This window comes from Paractinoplanes bogorensis, from assembly GCF_018829635.1.
GTDB classification, from domain to species: domain Bacteria; phylum Actinomycetota; class Actinomycetes; order Mycobacteriales; family Micromonosporaceae; genus Actinoplanes; species Actinoplanes bogorensis.
In genome coordinates this window covers 56,181-72,003 of record NZ_JAHKKG010000002.1, presented here as the reverse complement: position 1 = coordinate 72,003, position 15,823 = coordinate 56,181, and the positions used below count along the sequence as shown (strand labels likewise).

Annotated in this window: 16 protein-coding genes; 6 read left to right on the top strand and 10 right to left on the bottom strand. The window is 70.3% G+C overall.

Annotated features, from left to right (window positions below; translation table 11 throughout):
• Positions 1-161: 161 nt before the first annotated feature.
• The 3 genes from phoH2 (at position 162) to KOI35_RS05105 (ending at position 3,459) form a co-directional block, all read left to right on the top strand.
• Positions 162-1,574 carry an RNA 5'-3' helicase PhoH2 gene (gene phoH2, locus KOI35_RS05115; protein WP_215784881.1) on the top strand — a complete coding sequence of 471 codons (1,413 nt, stop codon included), beginning with the start codon at positions 162-164 and terminating at the stop codon, positions 1,572-1,574.
• A 301-nt stretch (positions 1,575-1,875) separates the two neighbouring features.
• Positions 1,876-2,613, top strand: a complete 738-nt coding sequence (locus KOI35_RS05110; RefSeq protein WP_215784880.1) for an aggregation-promoting factor C-terminal-like domain-containing protein — start codon at positions 1,876-1,878, stop codon at positions 2,611-2,613.
• Positions 2,614-2,676: 63 nt separating this feature from the next.
• Entirely contained in the window at positions 2,677-3,459 is a 783-nt protein-coding gene (locus KOI35_RS05105; RefSeq protein WP_215784879.1) for a serine protease, read from the top strand.
• Here the strand turns inward: KOI35_RS05105 and KOI35_RS05100 are convergent.
• On the bottom strand, positions 3,456-4,109 hold the full coding sequence (locus tag KOI35_RS05100) for a rhomboid family intramembrane serine protease (protein WP_215784878.1): 654 nt from the start codon (positions 4,107-4,109) through the stop codon (positions 3,456-3,458). The two genes, KOI35_RS05105 and KOI35_RS05100, sit on opposite strands and share 4 nt — an antisense overlap.
• A 62-nt stretch (positions 4,110-4,171) precedes the next feature.
• Positions 4,172-5,215 (bottom strand): class II fructose-bisphosphatase, encoded by a 1,044-nt coding sequence (gene glpX, locus KOI35_RS05095; protein ID WP_215784877.1) that lies wholly within the window; start codon positions 5,213-5,215, stop codon positions 4,172-4,174.
• Positions 5,216-5,315: 100 nt separating this feature from the next.
• On the opposite strand from glpX, the gene KOI35_RS05090 reads away from it, so the two are divergent.
• Complete coding sequence (locus KOI35_RS05090) at positions 5,316-5,870, top strand: DUF4245 domain-containing protein (protein ID WP_308120790.1); 555 nt, start codon at positions 5,316-5,318, stop codon at positions 5,868-5,870.
• Positions 5,871-5,883: 13 nt separating this feature from the next.
• On the opposite strand, the gene KOI35_RS05085 is transcribed toward KOI35_RS05090, so the two are convergent.
• The 4 genes from KOI35_RS05085 to KOI35_RS05070 are packed head-to-tail and all read right to left on the bottom strand — an operon-like array spanning position 5,884 to position 8,490.
• Positions 5,884-6,087 carry an exodeoxyribonuclease VII small subunit gene (locus tag KOI35_RS05085; RefSeq protein ID WP_215784876.1) on the bottom strand — a complete coding sequence of 68 codons (204 nt, stop codon included), beginning with the start codon at positions 6,085-6,087 and terminating at the stop codon, positions 5,884-5,886.
• Complete coding sequence (gene xseA, locus KOI35_RS05080; protein WP_215784875.1) at positions 6,084-7,322, bottom strand: exodeoxyribonuclease VII large subunit; 1,239 nt, start codon at positions 7,320-7,322, stop codon at positions 6,084-6,086. Before xseA ends, KOI35_RS05085 begins: the two co-directional genes overlap by 4 nt.
• A 9-nt stretch (positions 7,323-7,331) precedes the next feature.
• Positions 7,332-7,916, bottom strand: coding sequence for a hypothetical protein (locus KOI35_RS05075; RefSeq protein WP_215784874.1), 585 nt, complete (start codon positions 7,914-7,916; stop codon positions 7,332-7,334).
• Between the two features lie 46 nt (positions 7,917-7,962).
• Entirely contained in the window at positions 7,963-8,490 is a 528-nt protein-coding gene (locus KOI35_RS05070) for a hypothetical protein (protein ID WP_215784873.1), read from the bottom strand.
• Positions 8,491-8,542: 52 nt separating this feature from the next.
• On the opposite strand from KOI35_RS05070, the gene KOI35_RS05065 reads away from it, so the two are divergent.
• Positions 8,543-9,556: a 4-hydroxy-3-methylbut-2-enyl diphosphate reductase gene (locus KOI35_RS05065; RefSeq protein ID WP_215785492.1), complete on the top strand. Its 1,014-nt coding sequence runs from the start codon at positions 8,543-8,545 to the stop codon at positions 9,554-9,556.
• Between the two features lie 149 nt (positions 9,557-9,705).
• On the opposite strand, the gene KOI35_RS05060 is transcribed toward KOI35_RS05065, so the two are convergent.
• Entirely contained in the window at positions 9,706-10,863 is a 1,158-nt protein-coding gene (locus KOI35_RS05060) for a DNA recombination protein RmuC (protein ID WP_215784872.1), read from the bottom strand.
• 54 nt (positions 10,864-10,917) lie between these two features.
• On the opposite strand from KOI35_RS05060, the gene KOI35_RS05055 reads away from it, so the two are divergent.
• The gene (locus KOI35_RS05055) at positions 10,918-11,682 is read left to right on the top strand and encodes a hypothetical protein (RefSeq protein ID WP_215784871.1); all 765 of its coding nucleotides are present in this window, start codon (positions 10,918-10,920) and stop codon (positions 11,680-11,682) included.
• A 304-nt stretch (positions 11,683-11,986) separates the two neighbouring features.
• Here KOI35_RS05055 and KOI35_RS05050 read toward each other — a convergent pair whose 3' ends face one another.
• From KOI35_RS05050 to KOI35_RS05040, 3 genes are all read right to left on the bottom strand, one after another.
• Positions 11,987-12,547, bottom strand: coding sequence for a hypothetical protein (locus KOI35_RS05050; protein WP_215784870.1), 561 nt, complete (start codon positions 12,545-12,547; stop codon positions 11,987-11,989).
• 146 nt (positions 12,548-12,693) lie between these two features.
• A complete protein-coding gene (gene valS, locus KOI35_RS05045; protein ID WP_215784869.1) occupies positions 12,694-15,231 on the bottom strand; it encodes a valine--tRNA ligase in 2,538 nt (845 codons plus the stop codon).
• 39 nt (positions 15,232-15,270) lie between these two features.
• Entirely contained in the window at positions 15,271-15,771 is a 501-nt protein-coding gene (locus tag KOI35_RS05040; RefSeq protein WP_215784868.1) for a methylated-DNA--[protein]-cysteine S-methyltransferase, read from the bottom strand.
• Between the last annotated feature and the right edge of the window lie 52 nt (positions 15,772-15,823).

Sequence of the window (15,823 nt, the reverse complement as noted above, 5' to 3'; positions counted from 1 at the left end):
TTTGAGTCATGGCACGGGGTCATCCCGAGCCAGCCGGCCGGCCCGGACCTGCGACAAGTGCGCCACGGGGCCCCGCAATCCGACCCCGTGCATGGAAACGGGCGCCGGAGGTGGCGGACCGCGGGCGTACCGGGTTGCACGCCCGCCGCTGGAGCAGGCCTGTGACATCTCGCCGATCTGACGCCGACGTCGCTTCCCTCGACACGGCCGTCGAAGTCTCCACGAGTCGAGCCCGTACGGGACGGCAGTCCCGGGACAGGCACGCTGATGCGGAACCGGCCCCGACGGGCCGTGTTTTCGTTCTGGACACTTCGGTCCTGCTGTCCGACCCGGCGGCGTTCCGCCGGTTCACCGACCACGAGGTGATCATTCCCCTGGTGGTCATCTCCGAGTTGGAGGGCAAGCGGCACCATCCCGAGCTGGGCTGGTTCGCGCGGCAGTCGCTGCGCTTCCTCGACGAGTTGCGGATCAAGTACGGCCGGCTCGATCAGCCGGTGCTCTGCAACGACGAGGGCGGCACGCTGCGGGTCGAGCTCAACCACGCCGACCAGAGTGTGCTTCCGCAGGGCTTCCGCAACGACTCGAACGACACCCGGATCCTCTCGGTGGCCCTCGGGCTCGCCGCTGAGGGGCGGGAGGTCACCCTGGTCAGCAAGGACATGCCCCTGCGGGTGAAGGCGGCGTCGGTCGGTCTGACGGCGGACGAGTACCGGCACGGCCAGGCCAGCGACCCGACCTGGACGGGTATGGCCGACCTGAAGCTCGGCGAGGATCAGGTCAATTCCCTGTACGCCGGTGACGAGCTCGAACTCGAGGAGGTCGAGAACCTGCCGTGCCACACCGGTCTGGTGATCCACTCGACCCGCGGTTCCGCGCTGGGCCGGGTGACCCCCGACAAGTCCGTACGGCTGGTGCGAGGTGACCGGGAGGCGTTCGGTCTGCGTGGCCGTTCGGCCGAGCAGCGGGTCGCCCTCGACATCCTGATGGACGAGTCGATCGGCATCGTCTCGCTCGGCGGCCGGGCCGGCACCGGCAAGTCGGCGCTGGCGCTGTGCGCGGGTCTCGAGGCCACCATGGAGCGCAACCGCCACAAGAAGGTCATCGTCTTCCGTCCGCTCTACGCGGTGGGCGGCCAGGAGCTGGGTTACCTGCCCGGTTCCGAGAACGAGAAGATGTCGCCCTGGGCGCAGGCCGTGTTCGACACCCTGGGCGCCGTCGCGCACGCCAACGTCGTCGAAGAGGTGATGGCCCGGGGCATGCTCGAGGTGCTGCCGCTGACCCACATCCGCGGCCGCAGCCTGCACGACGCGTTCGTGATCGTCGACGAGGCCCAGTCGCTCGAACGCAACGTGCTGCTGACCGTGCTGTCCCGCATCGGCCAGGGCTCGCGGGTCGTTCTCACCCACGACGTGGCCCAGCGCGACAACCTGCGGGTCGGCCGGCACGACGGCGTCACGGCGGTGATCGAGGCTCTCAAGGGACACCCGATCTTCGCCCACGTCACGCTGACCCGTTCCGAGCGGTCCCCGATCGCCGAGGTGGTCACCGACCTGCTCGAGGAAATCCCACTCTGAGTGATAAGGGGAATCCGTGCGGTGAGCACGGGTTCCCCGTCGGAGTGACCCGATTCTTGGGTTTTTTCACCCGGTTTGAGCGTGAAATTCGTGTGAGCAAGTTCACAACACGGTCTCGTCATTTCACATCCACTTCACGGTGAGCCATGGTGTCTGACGAGCGCCATGCGTGGTCATCGTCGTCGTAGATCGACTTCGCAACCTCTGCCGGCCCTGGTTGGGGTCGCGGTGCTCGCGGCAGTTTCACCGCCGATTTCTCGGTGGAGCGGCCGCGTCATTGCCCCCGACGAAGGGATACTTCGTGAATCGGCTCTGGAGCCGGGTCGGAGTACGAGTCACCTCGGTCGGCCTGCTGGTAGCGGGTGCGACCGGCGGTATCTACCTCGGACAGGACCGGGAAGTCCAGCAGCAGAGCTCCGAAGCGAGCGCCGTCGCGCAGGTCGCGGTCGACGACTCCCAGCTGCTGAAACAACGTCAGACCGAGCACGCCGCGGCCCGCGCGTTCCAGCGTCAGGCCGAGGGCAACGCCGCCGAGAAGGCGGCCACCGCGGCCAAGGCTGCGGCGGGCAAGGCCCACGCGGCCGAGCAGAAGGTGATCGCCGACAAGAAGAAGGCCGCCGAGGAAGCCGCCGCCAAGAAGAAGGCGGAAGAAGCCGCCGCCAAGGACTCGGGCTCCGGTTCGGGCTCGGGCAGCTCGGGTGGCTACACCGGCGACATTCCGGCCTCCTGCGCCGAATACAGCGGCACCCGGGAGACCGGCTGCGCGATGATGCTCGACGCGGGCTTCGGGATCTCCCAGTTCCCCTGCCTCGAGAAGCTGTGGAAGAAGGAGAGTGGCTGGAACCCCAAGGCCACCAACCGCAGCTCCGGCGCGTACGGCATCCCGCAGGCTCTGCCGGGCAGCAAGATGGCCTCGGCCGGCTCGGACTGGAAGACCAACGCGGCGACGCAGATCAAGTGGGGCCTCGGTTACATCGAGGGCCGCTACGACACCCCGTGCGGGGCGTGGGGCCACTCGCAGGACGTGGGCTGGTACTGAGTCTCAAGTAGACGGGCCGCGCGGCTAACCGCGCGGCCCGTTTTGCTGTGGTCAAATGTGGCTATGGTCCGAAATGCCGCTTCGCTGGTCCTGGCCGTGCTGGTGGCTGCCACGCTGGCGTTCGGTGATCAGCCCGCCGCTCGGGCCGGCCTGCAGGCCCAGCCGGTCGTGGGTGGACTGGTGGCACCGCAGGGCAAGTTCCCGTGGGCGGTGCGACTGTCGATGGGCTGCGGCGGCGCGCTGACCGAACCCCGGATCGTGCTCACCGCCGGCCACTGCGTCGAGGGCACCGGAAAGAACGACCACATCGAGGTCACCGCCGGGGTGTCCGACCTCAAGTCCAGCAGCGCCCAGACGGCCCGGTCCGAGCGGGTGATCCGGGCCGAGGGCTTCATCGACGAGACGCGCGGCGACGACTGGGCGTTGATCCGGCTCGACCGGCCGCTCCGCCTGCCGACCCTGCCGCTGGCCGAGGACGCGGTGGGCACCGGCCGGTACGTGGTGATGGGCTGGGGGCAGACCCGCGAGGATTCGATCCAGCAGGAACAACAGCTGCACTACGCGACTGTGCCCACCGTGCCGGATGCGAAGTGCGCTGCGGCGTACCAGAAAGCGGGTGTGAAGCTCGTGCCGGACGAGATGATGTGCGCCGGGTCGCCCGGTGTCGACACCTGCCAGGGCGACAGCGGCGGACCGATGATCGGCCACGGCCGGCACGGGGAATGGGTGCAGGTCGGCATCGTGAGTTGGGGGCTGGGCTGCGCCCGCGACGGTTACCCGGGTGTCTATACGCAGCTCTCGACGTTTCGCCCGGCCATCAAGGCGGCGCTCCGCCGGCTGCGCTAGAAGTTCAGCGTGGTGTCGAGCTTGGCCGGGCGGGGACGCTTGCGGCGGAACAGGACCGCCGCGATGACGCCGCCCAGCAGGCCGAGCAGGTGGCCCTGCCACGAGACCGGCTGATCGGTCGGCAGGATGTTGTAGAGCTGATACCAGTACAGCAGGCCGATGAACGCGGCCACGCCGAAGTTCCACCACGAGCGCTCGACCAGGCCGCGGGTGACCAGCAGGCCCAGATAGCCGAAGATGACGCCGCTGGCCCCGACGACCACGCTGTTGGGGTCGCCCACGAACCACACGCCCAGACCGCTGACCAGCATGATGACCGCGGTCGACCAGATGAACCGCTTGGTGCCCCCGGCCAGCGCGAACGTGCCGACCAGGATCAGCGGTACGGCGTTGCCGTAGAGGTGATCCCACCCGGCGTGCAGGAACGGGCTGAACAGCACGCCGTCGAGCCCGTCGATCCGGTGCGGGATGATGCCGCCGGCCACGTCGAGCTGACCGGCGCCGATGCCGACGTCGATCGCCTCGATCAGGAAGAGCACCGGGATCACGGCGCACATCGTCACGAAGGCCCGGCCCAGCGACGCGTAGAACGCGTCGGTGCCGAACTTGGCCGCTGCCTCGGCTCGCGCTGCGTCTGCCCCGTAACTCATCTTTCGATAGTTCCAGGCAACGGCAAGGCCCGCCAAACCGGCGGGCCTGCCACAGCAGATTCTCAGATAACGGGCTCGCTGTCGCCCAGCGACATCGTCGGCAGGTGACCGTCGAAGTCGACGGCCGAGTACATGGCCAGCTTCTCGAGCCGGTGGTACGAGTCGATCACCCGGATCGTCCCGCTCTTGGACCGCATCACGATCGACTGGGTGTGTGCGCCGCCGGATCGGTAGCGCACGCCCTTGAGCAGGTCGCCCGACGTCACGCCGGTCGCCACGAAGAAGCAGTTGTCGCCGGTGACCAGGTCGTCGGTGGTGAGCACCCGGTCGAGGTCGTGCCCGGCGGCCAGCGCCTTGTCACGCTCGGCGTCGTCCTGCGGCCACAGCTTGGCCTGGATCATGCCGCCCAGGCACTTGATCGCGCAGGCCGCGGTGATGCCCTCGGGCGTGCCACCGATGCCCATCAGCACGTCCACGTCGGACTCGCCCCGGGCCGCCGCGATCGCACCCGCGATGTCGCCGTCGGAGATGAACCTGATGTTCGCGCCGGCCTGCCGCACCTCTTCCACCAGCGCGGCGTGCCGCGGCCGGTCGAGGATGCAGACTGTCACGTCCGAGATGCTCGAGCGCTTGGCCTTCGCGATGCGCTTGAGGTTCTCGGTGGTGCCGGCGTTGATGTCGATGACGTCGGCGCAGTCCGGGCCGACGGCGATCTTCTCCATGTAGAAGACGGCGCTCGGGTCGAACATGGCACCGCGCTCGGCCACGGCCAGCACCGCCACCGCGCCCGGCATGCCCTTGCTCATCAGCGTGGTGCCGTCGATCGGGTCCACCGCCACGTCGACCTCGGGGCCGGTGCCGTCACCCACCTGCTCCCCGTTGAAGAGCATGGGCGCCTCGTCCTTCTCGCCCTCCCCGATCACCACGACACCGCGCATCTGAATCGAGTTGATCAGCTTGCGCATGGCGTCGACGGCGGCGCCGTCCCCGCCGTTCTTGTCGCCGCGCCCGACCCAGCGTCCGGCCGCCATCGCGGCGGCCTCGGTGACACGAACCAGATCGAGAGCGATGTTGCGGTCGAGATCTTGCGGGACCCGTGCTGGCATGGGCGCCTCCTCGCGACGATGCGGGGCTGGTAGATGAACCGATCCTCACATGCGCGGATGCGTTAAGTCCCGCGTCAGCGACATGGTTAACAATGGGTGGGTGGAACCAGCTGCGCCCGCGCCCGAAGCTCCCGCCCGACTCACCCGGGGCCAGGAGCGCTCGCCCAAGGACATGGCGATGTCGCTCGCCGTCCTGCTCATCCCGATCGCGCTGCTGCTGACCTTTTATCGGCTGGTGCTCGACGGTGACAAGCCGGTCTCGGTCGACACCGCCCCGGCCATCCAGGAGGCGCAGCGGGCCGGCCTGTTCCCGGTGCTGGCTCCGCAGGGCCTGGGCGACGACTGGCACGCGACCAGCTCGACCTTCCGCCGGGCCGAGAACGGCGCGACCCTGCGGATCGGCTACGTCGACCCCGACAAAGACCCCATCCAGCTGGTCGAGAGCAACATCCCGAGCGACACGCTGCTGCCGACCGAGCTGACCAAGGACGCCAAGCCGGCCGGCAACTTCCGCTCGCCGGCCGGGGTGTGGCGCTGGTACAGCGCCCGGCCGGGGGAGAAGGCGCTGGTGCTGGCCGACCAGACCCGCACGGTCGTGATCGTCGGCAAGACCGACGTCAGCAACCTGGAAGCACTGGCCGGCGCACTGCGTTAGGCGTCAGTCCTCGCTATTCCTCGCTGCGGGCGGCCCGGGCGGCGTCGATCCGCTCGCGGGCGCCGTCGAGCCAGCGCTGGCAGACGTCGGCCAGCTTCTCGCCGCGCTCCCACAGGGCCAGCGATTCCTCGAGCGAGCTGCCGCCCTGCTCGAGGCGCTCGACCACCCCGGCCAGCTCGGTGCGGGCCTGCTCGTAACTCAGCTTGTCGTCGCTCATTCCTTCTCCCGTACGCCTGCTCGCAGCTCGCCCTCGGCCAGCCGCACCCGCACCACATCGTCGATCTCGACCTCGCCCGCCGCCCGCACCACGTGCCCGTCGGCCCGCTGCACGATCGCGTAACCCCGCTGCAGCGTCGCCGCCGGGGACAGTGCCCGCAGCCGGGCCACCGTGTGCCGCAGCTCGTCGTCGGCCCGGCGCAGGCGATGCTCGAGGCTGCGCACGGCCCGGTCACGCAGCGCCGTCACGTCGGCCGCGCGCTGGTCGACCAGCAGCTCGGGCCGGGCCAGCGCGGGCCGGGAGCGCCACGACTCGAGGCGGTTGCTCTCCCGGTCGAGCAGGGTCAGCACCGCACGGTCGAGCCGGCGCCGGGCCACCTCGATGAGCTGCGACTCCTCGCCCAGATCGGGCACCAGGCGCTTGGCCGCGTCGGTCGGGGTCGAGGCCCGGACGTCGGCCACGTAGTCGAGCAGCGGTGCGTCCGTCTCGTGGCCGATCGCGCTGACCACCGGGGTGCGGGCGCCGAACACAGCCCGGCAGAGCGCCTCGTCGCTGAACGGCAGCAGGTCTTCCACACTGCCGCCGCCGCGGGCGATCACGATGACGTCGACCGTGTCGTCGTTGTCGAGCACCTTGAGCGCGTCGATGATCTGGGGCACCGCGGTCGGGCCCTGGACCGGCGCGTTGATCACCCGGAAGTCGACCGAGGGCCAGCGGCGGCGCGTGTTCATCAGCACGTCGCGCTCGGCCGCGCTGGCCCGCCCGGTGATCAGGCCGATGCGCTGGGGCAGGAACGGCAGCCGGCGCTTGCGCTCGCGGGCGAACAACCCCTCGGCGCCCAGCAGCTTTTTCAGCCGTTCGAGGCGGGCCAGCAGCTCACCCAGCCCGACCTGGCGGATCTCGTCGGCCCGCAGGCTCAGCGTGCCCCGGGCCGGATAGAACTCGGGCTTGGCGTGCAGGGTGACCCGGGCGCCCTCGGACAGCCCGGGGGCGCCGCTGTCGAGCACGTCGCGATGGGCGGTGACGGTGAGGCTGAGGTCGGCCGACGGGTCGCGCAGGGTCAGGAAGACCACCGTGGAGCCGGGACGGCGGCTGATCTGGGCGACCTGCCCGTCGACCCAGACCCAGCCGAGCTTGGCGATCCAGGCCCCGACCTTCTGGCTGACGACGCGCACCGGCCAGGGCTCGTCGGCCGAACTCTTCGGCGCCGCCGCTGCGGTCTCGGGCTCACTCACCCGGCCAGACTACGGAAGGCCACCGACATTCTCGTCGTCCGCCGTCCGGGCCTCGCGGGCGTGCCGACCGACGTTGCGACCTTCCGAGTGCCCGGGAGTGCGCCACGGCGACTCGACCGGCCGCCGGCCCGCGGGCTTGTCCGGTGCCGGTCGCACCTGGCCCACGACGACCGTGACGATGAAGCCGGCACAGATCCAGAAGACCAGGTCGGCCACCGTACGGGCGAGGTCGAACCGCCACCCGCCGGGATCGCGGGCGAGCATCGTGAAGGGGAAACCGTGCCGGATCCCGTACGCGCCGGAACAGCACTCCACGGCCAGCCGGGGAATCGCCGTGCCGACCAGCCCGAGCACCCCGGCCGCCCCGCCCGCGGCGTGGGCCACGACGGACGGCCGGCGCCGCAGACGACCCGTCGCCAGCAGCAGCAGACCGGTGACGATCAGCACCACGTGGAACACGACGTAGGACGCCGAGACCAGACCCATGGCGAGGTTGAGCACGCCGAGCGCGAAACAGGCCCAGCCCACGATCAGGCGGAGCGTCGCGATCAGCGAGGCGAGGGGGCCGGGATCGACCTCGGCGGCCGGAGGCATGCGTCCGAGTATCTCGGCAATTTCGGCGCGTGACCGCCGATTCGCCCTACTTTGCCCCGCTCGGGCGGCGGATCAGCACGACGACCACGACGATCAGCAGGCCCACGTACGCGAAGATCAGCAGGTTGGCCGCCATCGAGAGCAGGTCGATGGTTCGCGAGGCCGACCGGGCCACGGTGTGGGCGGTCTCGGTGTCGACCGCCACGGCCCCGCGCTGCACCCAGTGGAACGGAAAACCGCGGTCGATGACGTACGTGTTCGGGCCGTACGCCTGGGAACGCTCCACCAGCAACCCGGCCGCCGTGCCGGCCAGCGCGAACCCGGCCGTCACGACGCCGGTCACGACGCGTGGCAGGCGGATGCGGTGGGGCATGAGCAGCACCAGGCCGCCGGCCGCGAGCACCACACCCACCGCAAGGTCGAGCACCGCGGTCGCGGCGTGCAGGTTCAGCAGGATCCAGAGCAGCCCGCCGACCAGTGACAGCGCGCCCAGCAGGAACCGCAGCGCCCGGCCGGCCGCGGCCCACCATGGGGCCTTTTCGATGGTTTCGTCCCGTCGATCCTCAGCAAGCACCCGACGAGTATGGCGATGAACGCCGATCCGGTCGACCACCCATGTGGCGCTGATCGCAGCCCGGTGCGGGTTCACCAGGTCCACGTACCATGGCCGGGTGAGCGAACCCCGGAAGCGTGTGTTGCTGGCCAAGCCGCGCGGCTACTGCGCGGGCGTCGACCGTGCCGTGCAGACCGTCGAGGAGGCGCTGAAGCTCTACGGCGCCCCGGTCTACGTGCGCAAACAGATCGTGCACAACAAACACGTGGTCAGCACGCTCGAGGGGCTCGGCGCGATCTTCGTGGAAGAGAACGAAGAGGTCCCCGAGGGTTCGACCGTGGTCTTCTCGGCCCACGGCGTCGCGCCCGAGGTGCACGAGCAGGCCAAGCAGCGCAACCTCAAGGCGATCGACGCGACCTGCCCGCTGGTGACCAAGGTCCACCACGAGGCCAAGCGCTTCGCCAAGGACGACTACGACATCCTGCTGATCGGTCACGAGGGCCACGAAGAGGTCATCGGCACCTCCGGCGAGGCCCCGGCACACATCCAGCTGGTCGACGGTCCCGACTCGGTCGACCAGGTGGTCGTGCGTGACCCGTCCAAGGTCGTCTGGCTGTCGCAGACCACGCTCTCGGTCGACGAGACGATGGAGACGGTGGCCCGGCTCAAGACCCGGCTGCCGCTGCTGCAGTCGCCGCCCAGCGACGACATCTGCTACGCCACGTCGAACCGGCAGCACGTGGTGAAGGAGATCGCCCCCGAGTGCGACGTGGTGATCGTCGTGGGGTCGACCAATTCCTCCAATTCCGTACGCCTCGTCGAGGTCGCCCTCAACGCCGGGGCGCGGGCCGGTCACCTGGTCGACTACGCCTCCGAGATCCAGGACGAGTGGCTCGAGGGCGCGACCACGGTCGGCGTCTCGTCCGGCGCGAGCGTGCCCGAAGACCTGGTCATGGAGGTGCTGGGCCATCTCGCGACCCGCGGCTTCGGCGAGGTCACCGAGTTCACCACCACCGAAGAACGCCTGACGTTCTCCTTGCCGCAGGAGCTGCGCCGCGACATGAAGGCGGCAGCGGCCAAGGCCTGAGAGCGTGCCACCTCGATCATGGCCACGCCGCAAGTCAGGGCCCGCCCTCCCAAAGGGGGCGGCCCCCACAGCCATTATCCAAGAAAAAGCGACGGAGCTGACGGGCCGTCGCCCAGCCCTGTGGATAACTCGGGACTGTGGAAACGCGGTCAGCGGTTCGGCGACTGTGGTAGCTCGTCGAACTCGGGAGCCTGGGGCTGGCGGGGCGCGACCTCGAGCTGGATCGGTGTCGGGATCTCGTCGTCCGAGACGCCCATGTCGGCCAGCTTGCGGGCACTGACCAGCACGCGGGATTCCAAAGACCCAACGGCCCGGTTGTACGCCGTCACGGCCCCGCCCAGTGCGCTGCCGAGCTTGCCGACGTGGTCGCCGAGCGTGGCCAGCCGGGCGTGCAGCTCGCGGGCCAGCGTGTGCACCTCGACGGCGTTGCGGGCCAGCTCTTCCTGCCGCCACGTGAAGGCGATCGTGCGCAGCAGGGCGATCAGCGTGGCCGGCGTGGCCAGCACGACGTTCCGTCGGAACGAGTGCTCCATGATCGTCGGGTCGTGGCGCAGAGCGGCGTCGAGGAACGGGTCGGCCGGCACGAAGAGCACCACGAAATCGGGCGACGAGTCGAACGCCGTCCAGTACTCCTTGGCCGCCAGCGCGTCGACGTGCGCGCGCAGGTGCCGGGCGTGCTGGTCGAGGAAGCCGTCGCGGCTGCGCTCGTCGCGGGCCTCCAGCGCCGACAGATAGCCCTCCAGGGGCGCCTTGGCGTCGACCACCACGGTCCGGCCGCCGTGCAAGCGGATGACGAGATCGGGGCGTACGCCGGAATTGTCGGTTGCCGCCGTGACCTGCTCAGCAAAGTCACAGTGTTCCAGCAGGCCGGCCGCTTCGACGATGCGGCGCAGCTGGTGCTCGCCCCACCGCCCCCGCGTCTGCGGTGTCCGCAGGGCCGACACCAGCTGCCGGGTCTCGGTGCGCAGCTCGCCCGAGACCGCGCTCATCGTGCGCACCTGCTCGCGCAGTTCGGCGTACGCGTCGACCCGCTCCCGCTCCAGGTCAGCGACCTTTTCCTCATAGCGGCGCAGGGTTTCGTGCAGCGGCGCGACGGCCCGCGCGACGGCTTCCTGCGACTGCGCCGTGGATTCGTAGGACAGCGCGCGCAGCGATTGTTCGAGCCGCTCCTCGCCGTCGGCCCGGGCCTGCACCGTGGCCTCGAGCCGCGCGATGTCGGCGGCCGCCCGCAGCCGCGCGGCCAGCCATCCGAGGGCTGCGCCGACGACCAAGCAGACAAGCACTACGAGCAGCGTCGAAACAGTCACATAGCGGAGCCTGCCAGACGGGCTCGACGTGATCGGCGAGGGTACCGTTGGAACATGAGCGTGTTGCTGATTATCGGCATCGTCCTGGTCGTCCTTCTGGTGATCGTCGCGGTTCAGCGCGGCGGCGCCGCCTCACAGAAGACCCGGCTCGAGGATGCACGGGCCGAGGCTCAGCGGTGGTACGAGCGCCTCGGCGGCCAGCTGATGAACCTGCACGGCGACGACGCGGCCGCCCGGCAGGCGCTGTCCGACGCGGGTGAGCGCTACAACGCCGCCGGCGGTCAGTTGCAGCAGGCCAAGACCGAGAAGCAGTTCGCCCTGGCCCGCGAGTCGGCGCTGGAGGGCCTGCAATACGTGCGGGCGGCCCGGGTCGCGATGGGCATCGACCCCGGCCCCGAGCTGCCGGCCCTCGCCTCGGCTCAGGGCACCGGCCAGATCACCAAGGAGCGCGAGGTCAACGTGCAGGGCCACGCCTATAAGGCCGGTCCGCAGCCGGGCCCCGACACCCCCTACTACTACCCCGGCGGCCGCGTGCAGGGGCGCCCGGTGCCCTCGGGCTGGTATTCGACGCCGGTCTGGAAGACGGCCCTCGGCGCGGGCGCGGGTGTGCTCGGCGGCATGCTGATCTTCGACGCGCTGCTCTCGCCCGGCTTCGGCGACATGGGCTACGGCGACGGCTTCTCCGACGGTTACGCCGACGCGGCGCAAGACTTCGGCGGCGACGGTGGCGACATGGGCGGTGACTCGGCCGGCGACTTCGGCGGCGGCGACTGGGGCGGCGGCGGAGACTTCGGCGGCGATTTCGGCGGCGACTTCTGATCCAGATTCGCCCGGGCGGCGGGCTCGCTCGGGCCGCGGATCGCCGTTGGAGCGGGTTCGCCCCGGGCGACGGCTCGACAGCGCGGCGTTAGCTCGGGCGACGGCTCGACCGCGTGGCGTTAGCTCGGGCGACGGCTCGACCGCGCGGCGTTAGCTCGGGCGGGGGTTCGCCTGAGCGTCGCAGCGTGCCGGTCGGCGGGCGCCAGCAGCACCCGGGCCACCCGGGTGGGCACGTCGGCTCCGCTGAAGTCGGCGCGGCGGGAGATCTCATCGCGCAGCCGGCTCACCACCGAACCGAGGCCGGCTAGCTCGCGGCTGTTCCGTCAGCCGGCAAATATTTGGCCAGTTCGCGGCGCAGGCGTCGCGGGCTGGGCCACACCTCGCTGAGGTCGGCGGTGAAGGACTGCCCGTCCGGCGTTTCGGCCAGGGCGGGCGGCCCGGCCTCCTCGCCCTGCACCGGGTGCACCGTGTCCATGTCGATCGGGGTCACCTCGAGCAGGTTCTTGAAGCCCTCCCGGCGTACGGTCACGTGCTTGATGTCGGCCCAGTCGAGCAGGATCGGGTCGCTCTCCTGGGAGGCGAGTTCGAGCCCGCCCGCCGAGACGCGCACCCAGGTGCGCAGCGAGCCGCGGGTCGAATAGGCGTAGGCGCCGGCCGCGAGCGCCGCCACCACGACGGCCTGCAGCGCCGTCTGCCACCACCGGTTGCCCGCCCCGCCCTCGCCGAGGAGCGCGACGATCGGCGACACCAGGGCGAACGACATCATCAGCAACAAGAAGAGGGCGACGAACGTCCGCACGGGCGACGACTTGAACAGCACGGCATCGCGGGCGGGCGCCTCGACCTGCTCGGGCGCGATCGGCATGCCCTCATGCTGCCCTGTCGAGGCCCCCGGCTCCGGCCGTTTGGCCAGAGCCGGGACCCCTGTTCAGCACTGAGCCGCCCGCCGGCAAAACCAGAGCCGCCCCGCCGGCAGAGCTGAGCCGCCCCGCCGGCAGAAACGGCGTCGGGTCAGAACGCGCTGGCGATGACCAACTCGGTCGTGCGGCCGGGCAGCATGTCGAGCTTTGCTATCCGGCCGGCCGATCGGACGTCGCCCTCGACCAGCGCCAGCCGTTCCAGCAACTCGGCCGGCCCGAGCGCCTCGGCCAGGGGAACGTCCGCCTTCATCGACAGCTTCCGGTCCGACTTGGCCCGGCGGACCTGCCGCAGCGCCTCCCCGGCCAGGTCGAGCAGCTCGGCGTCACCCTCGCCGGCGACCCGGGTCAGTTCGTACGGCGTGGGCCAGGTCGCCTGGTGCACCGACCCGTAACGCCACCACGACCAGACCTCTTCGGTCACGTAGGGCAGGAAGGGGGCGAACAGCCGCAGCAGCACCGACAGCCCGGCCGCCAGCGCCGCCCGCGCCGAGTCGGCCGCCGGACCGGTCGCGTAGGCCCGCTCCTTGACCAGCTCGATGTAGTCGTCGCAGAACGTCCAGAAGAACGTCTCGGTCGCCTGCAGCGCGTCGGTCTGGTCGTAGCGGTCGAACGCCTCGGTCGCCGTGGTCACCACCGTGGCCAGCCGGGCCAGCATCGCCCGGTCGAGCGGCTCGGTCACCGGCTGCCGCAGTGCCTCGGCCGCGCCCAGGCCGAGCGCGAACTTCGACGCGTTGAGCAGCTTGGTCGCCAGCCGCCGCCCGACCTTGATCTGGGCCGGGTCGAACGCCAGGTCGGCGCCGGGCCGTCCGTTGGCCGCCCAGTAGCGGACCGCGTCGGACCCGTTCTGCTCGAGCAGGGCCACCGGGGTGACGACGTTGCCCTTGGTCTTGGCCATCTTCTTGCGGTCGGGGTCGAGGATCCATCCCGACAGGACGGCCGAGCGCCACGGCAGCACGCCGTTTTCCAGGTCGGCCCGCAGGACCGTGGAGAACAGCCAGGTACGGATGATCTCGTGGGCCTGGGGGCGGTGGTCCATCGGGAAGACCCGGCGGAACAGGTCTTCGTCGTCGTGCCAGCCACCCACGATCTGCGGTGTCAGCGACGACGTGGCCCAGGTGTCCATGACGTCGGGGTCGGCCGTGAAGCCGCCCGGGACGTCGCGCTGCGACTCGTCGAAGCCGGGCGGACACTCCGAGGACGGGTCAACCGGCAGTGATGATTCATCCGGTATGAGAAACTTGTCGTAATCCGGCTCGCCAGCGTTGTCGAGCCGGTACCAGATGGGGATCGGCACGCCGAAGAACCGCTGCCGGCTGACCAGCCAGTCGCCGGTCAGGCCGTTGACCCAGTGCTCGTAGCGGTGCCGCATGTGCTCGGGGAACCAGCGCAGCTCACGCCCGCGGGCGATCATCTCCTCCCGGATGCGTGGCTCGCGCCCGCCGTTGCGGAAGAACCACTGCCGGCTGGTGACGATCTCGAGCGGCGAGTCGCCCTTCTCGTAGAACTTGACCGGATGCGTGATCGGCCGGGGCTCGCCCAGCAGGTCACCGGTCTCGGTGAGGATCCGGACGATCTCGCGCCGGGCCCCGTTGACGGTCAGCCCGGCGAAGTCGCGATAGGCCGCGTCGGAGACCCCGGCCGGGCGGTCGGGCAGGAACCGGCCGTCGCGCCCGAGCACGACCCGCGTCTCCAGCTGCAGGTCACGCCACCACGTGACGTCGGTGACGTCGCCGAACGTGCAGACCATGGCGATGCCGGTGCCCTTGTCCTTCGCGGCCATCGGATGGGCCAGGACGGGGACCTCGACGTCGAAGTACGGCGTGCGGACCGTGGTTAGGTCCTCGTAGCGCTCGTCGCCCGGATGGTAGACCAGCGCGACACAGGCCGGCAGCAGCTCGGGCCGGGTCGTCTCGATCTCGACCGGGCCGTCGGGGCCGTGGAAGCGCAGCCGGTGGTAGGCGCCGGGGCGTTCCCGGTCTTCCAGCTCGGCCTGCGCCACCGCCGTACGGAATCCGACGTCCCACAATGTCGGGGCCTCGGCCGTGTACGCCTCACCGCGCGCCAGGTTGTTGAGGAAGGCACGCTGCGAGACGGACTGCGCCCGCCGCCCGATCGTCGTGTAGGTCAGGCCCCAGTCGACCGACAGGCCGAGCCGCCGCCACAGTGCCTCGAAGGCCTTCTCGTCCTCGGCGGTCAGCCGCCCGCACAGCTCGACGAAGTTGCGCCGCGAGATCGCGATCGCCTGCTTCGGCGGACTGGCCGGCGGCTGCCAGTCGGGGTCATAAGGGAGAGCGGGGTCGCAGCGGACGCCGTAGACGACCTGGACCCGCCGCTCGGTCGGCAGGCCGTTGTCGTCCCAGCCCATCGGATAGAAGACGGCCTTGCCGCGCATGCGCTGGAACCGCGCGACCGTGTCGGTGTGCGTGTAGGAGAAGACATGCCCCATGTGCAGCTCGCCCGATACGGTCGGCGGAGGCGTGTCGATCGCGTATACGTCCGCCCGCTCCTTCGAGCGGTCGAACGCATACGTGCCCTCCTCCTGCCAGGTCCGCGCCCACTTGTCCTCGAGGCCGTCGAGCGACGGCCGCTCGGGGAGACCGGCGCGTCCGGTCGTTCCCGTATCAGTCATGGCTGAATGTTAGGTCCACCCGCCGATTTCGACCTGTGATTAAGCCTTCGCCTCTTCGAAGTCGAGCAGGAACCGCTTCACCGCCAGGCCCCAGCGGTAGCCGCCGAGCGACCCGTCGGAACGCAGCACCCGGTGGCACGGCGTGATCAGCGCGACCGGGTTGCGCGCGCAGGCCGAGGCCGCACCCCGCACGGCGGCCGGGCGGCCACTGAGCCGGGCGAACTCGGTGTAGGTGACCGGGGCGCCCGGCTTGATGTCCCGCATGACCTTCCAGGCCTGGCGCATGAACTCGCCGCCGCTGTGCTGCTCGACCACGATCGAGTCGAGGGCCGTGCGGTCACCGTCGAAATAGGACCGGATGTGCCCGGCCGCCGGTCCCACGTCGTCGGCCTGTTCGGCCGGGGCCTGCAACTCGGGATGGATGAGGTCGAGCAGTTCGCCCACGTTTTCGGTGAAGCCGGCGGCGCGTACGGCGCCCGTCGGGGCGATGACCAGAGTGAACGCGCCGGCGTTGGTGTCGAGGGTGCGGTACTTCAACATGATGTCCTCCAGGGAGTTTGGTTGCGGCACAGCTTGGCCCGTTCGCGCCGGG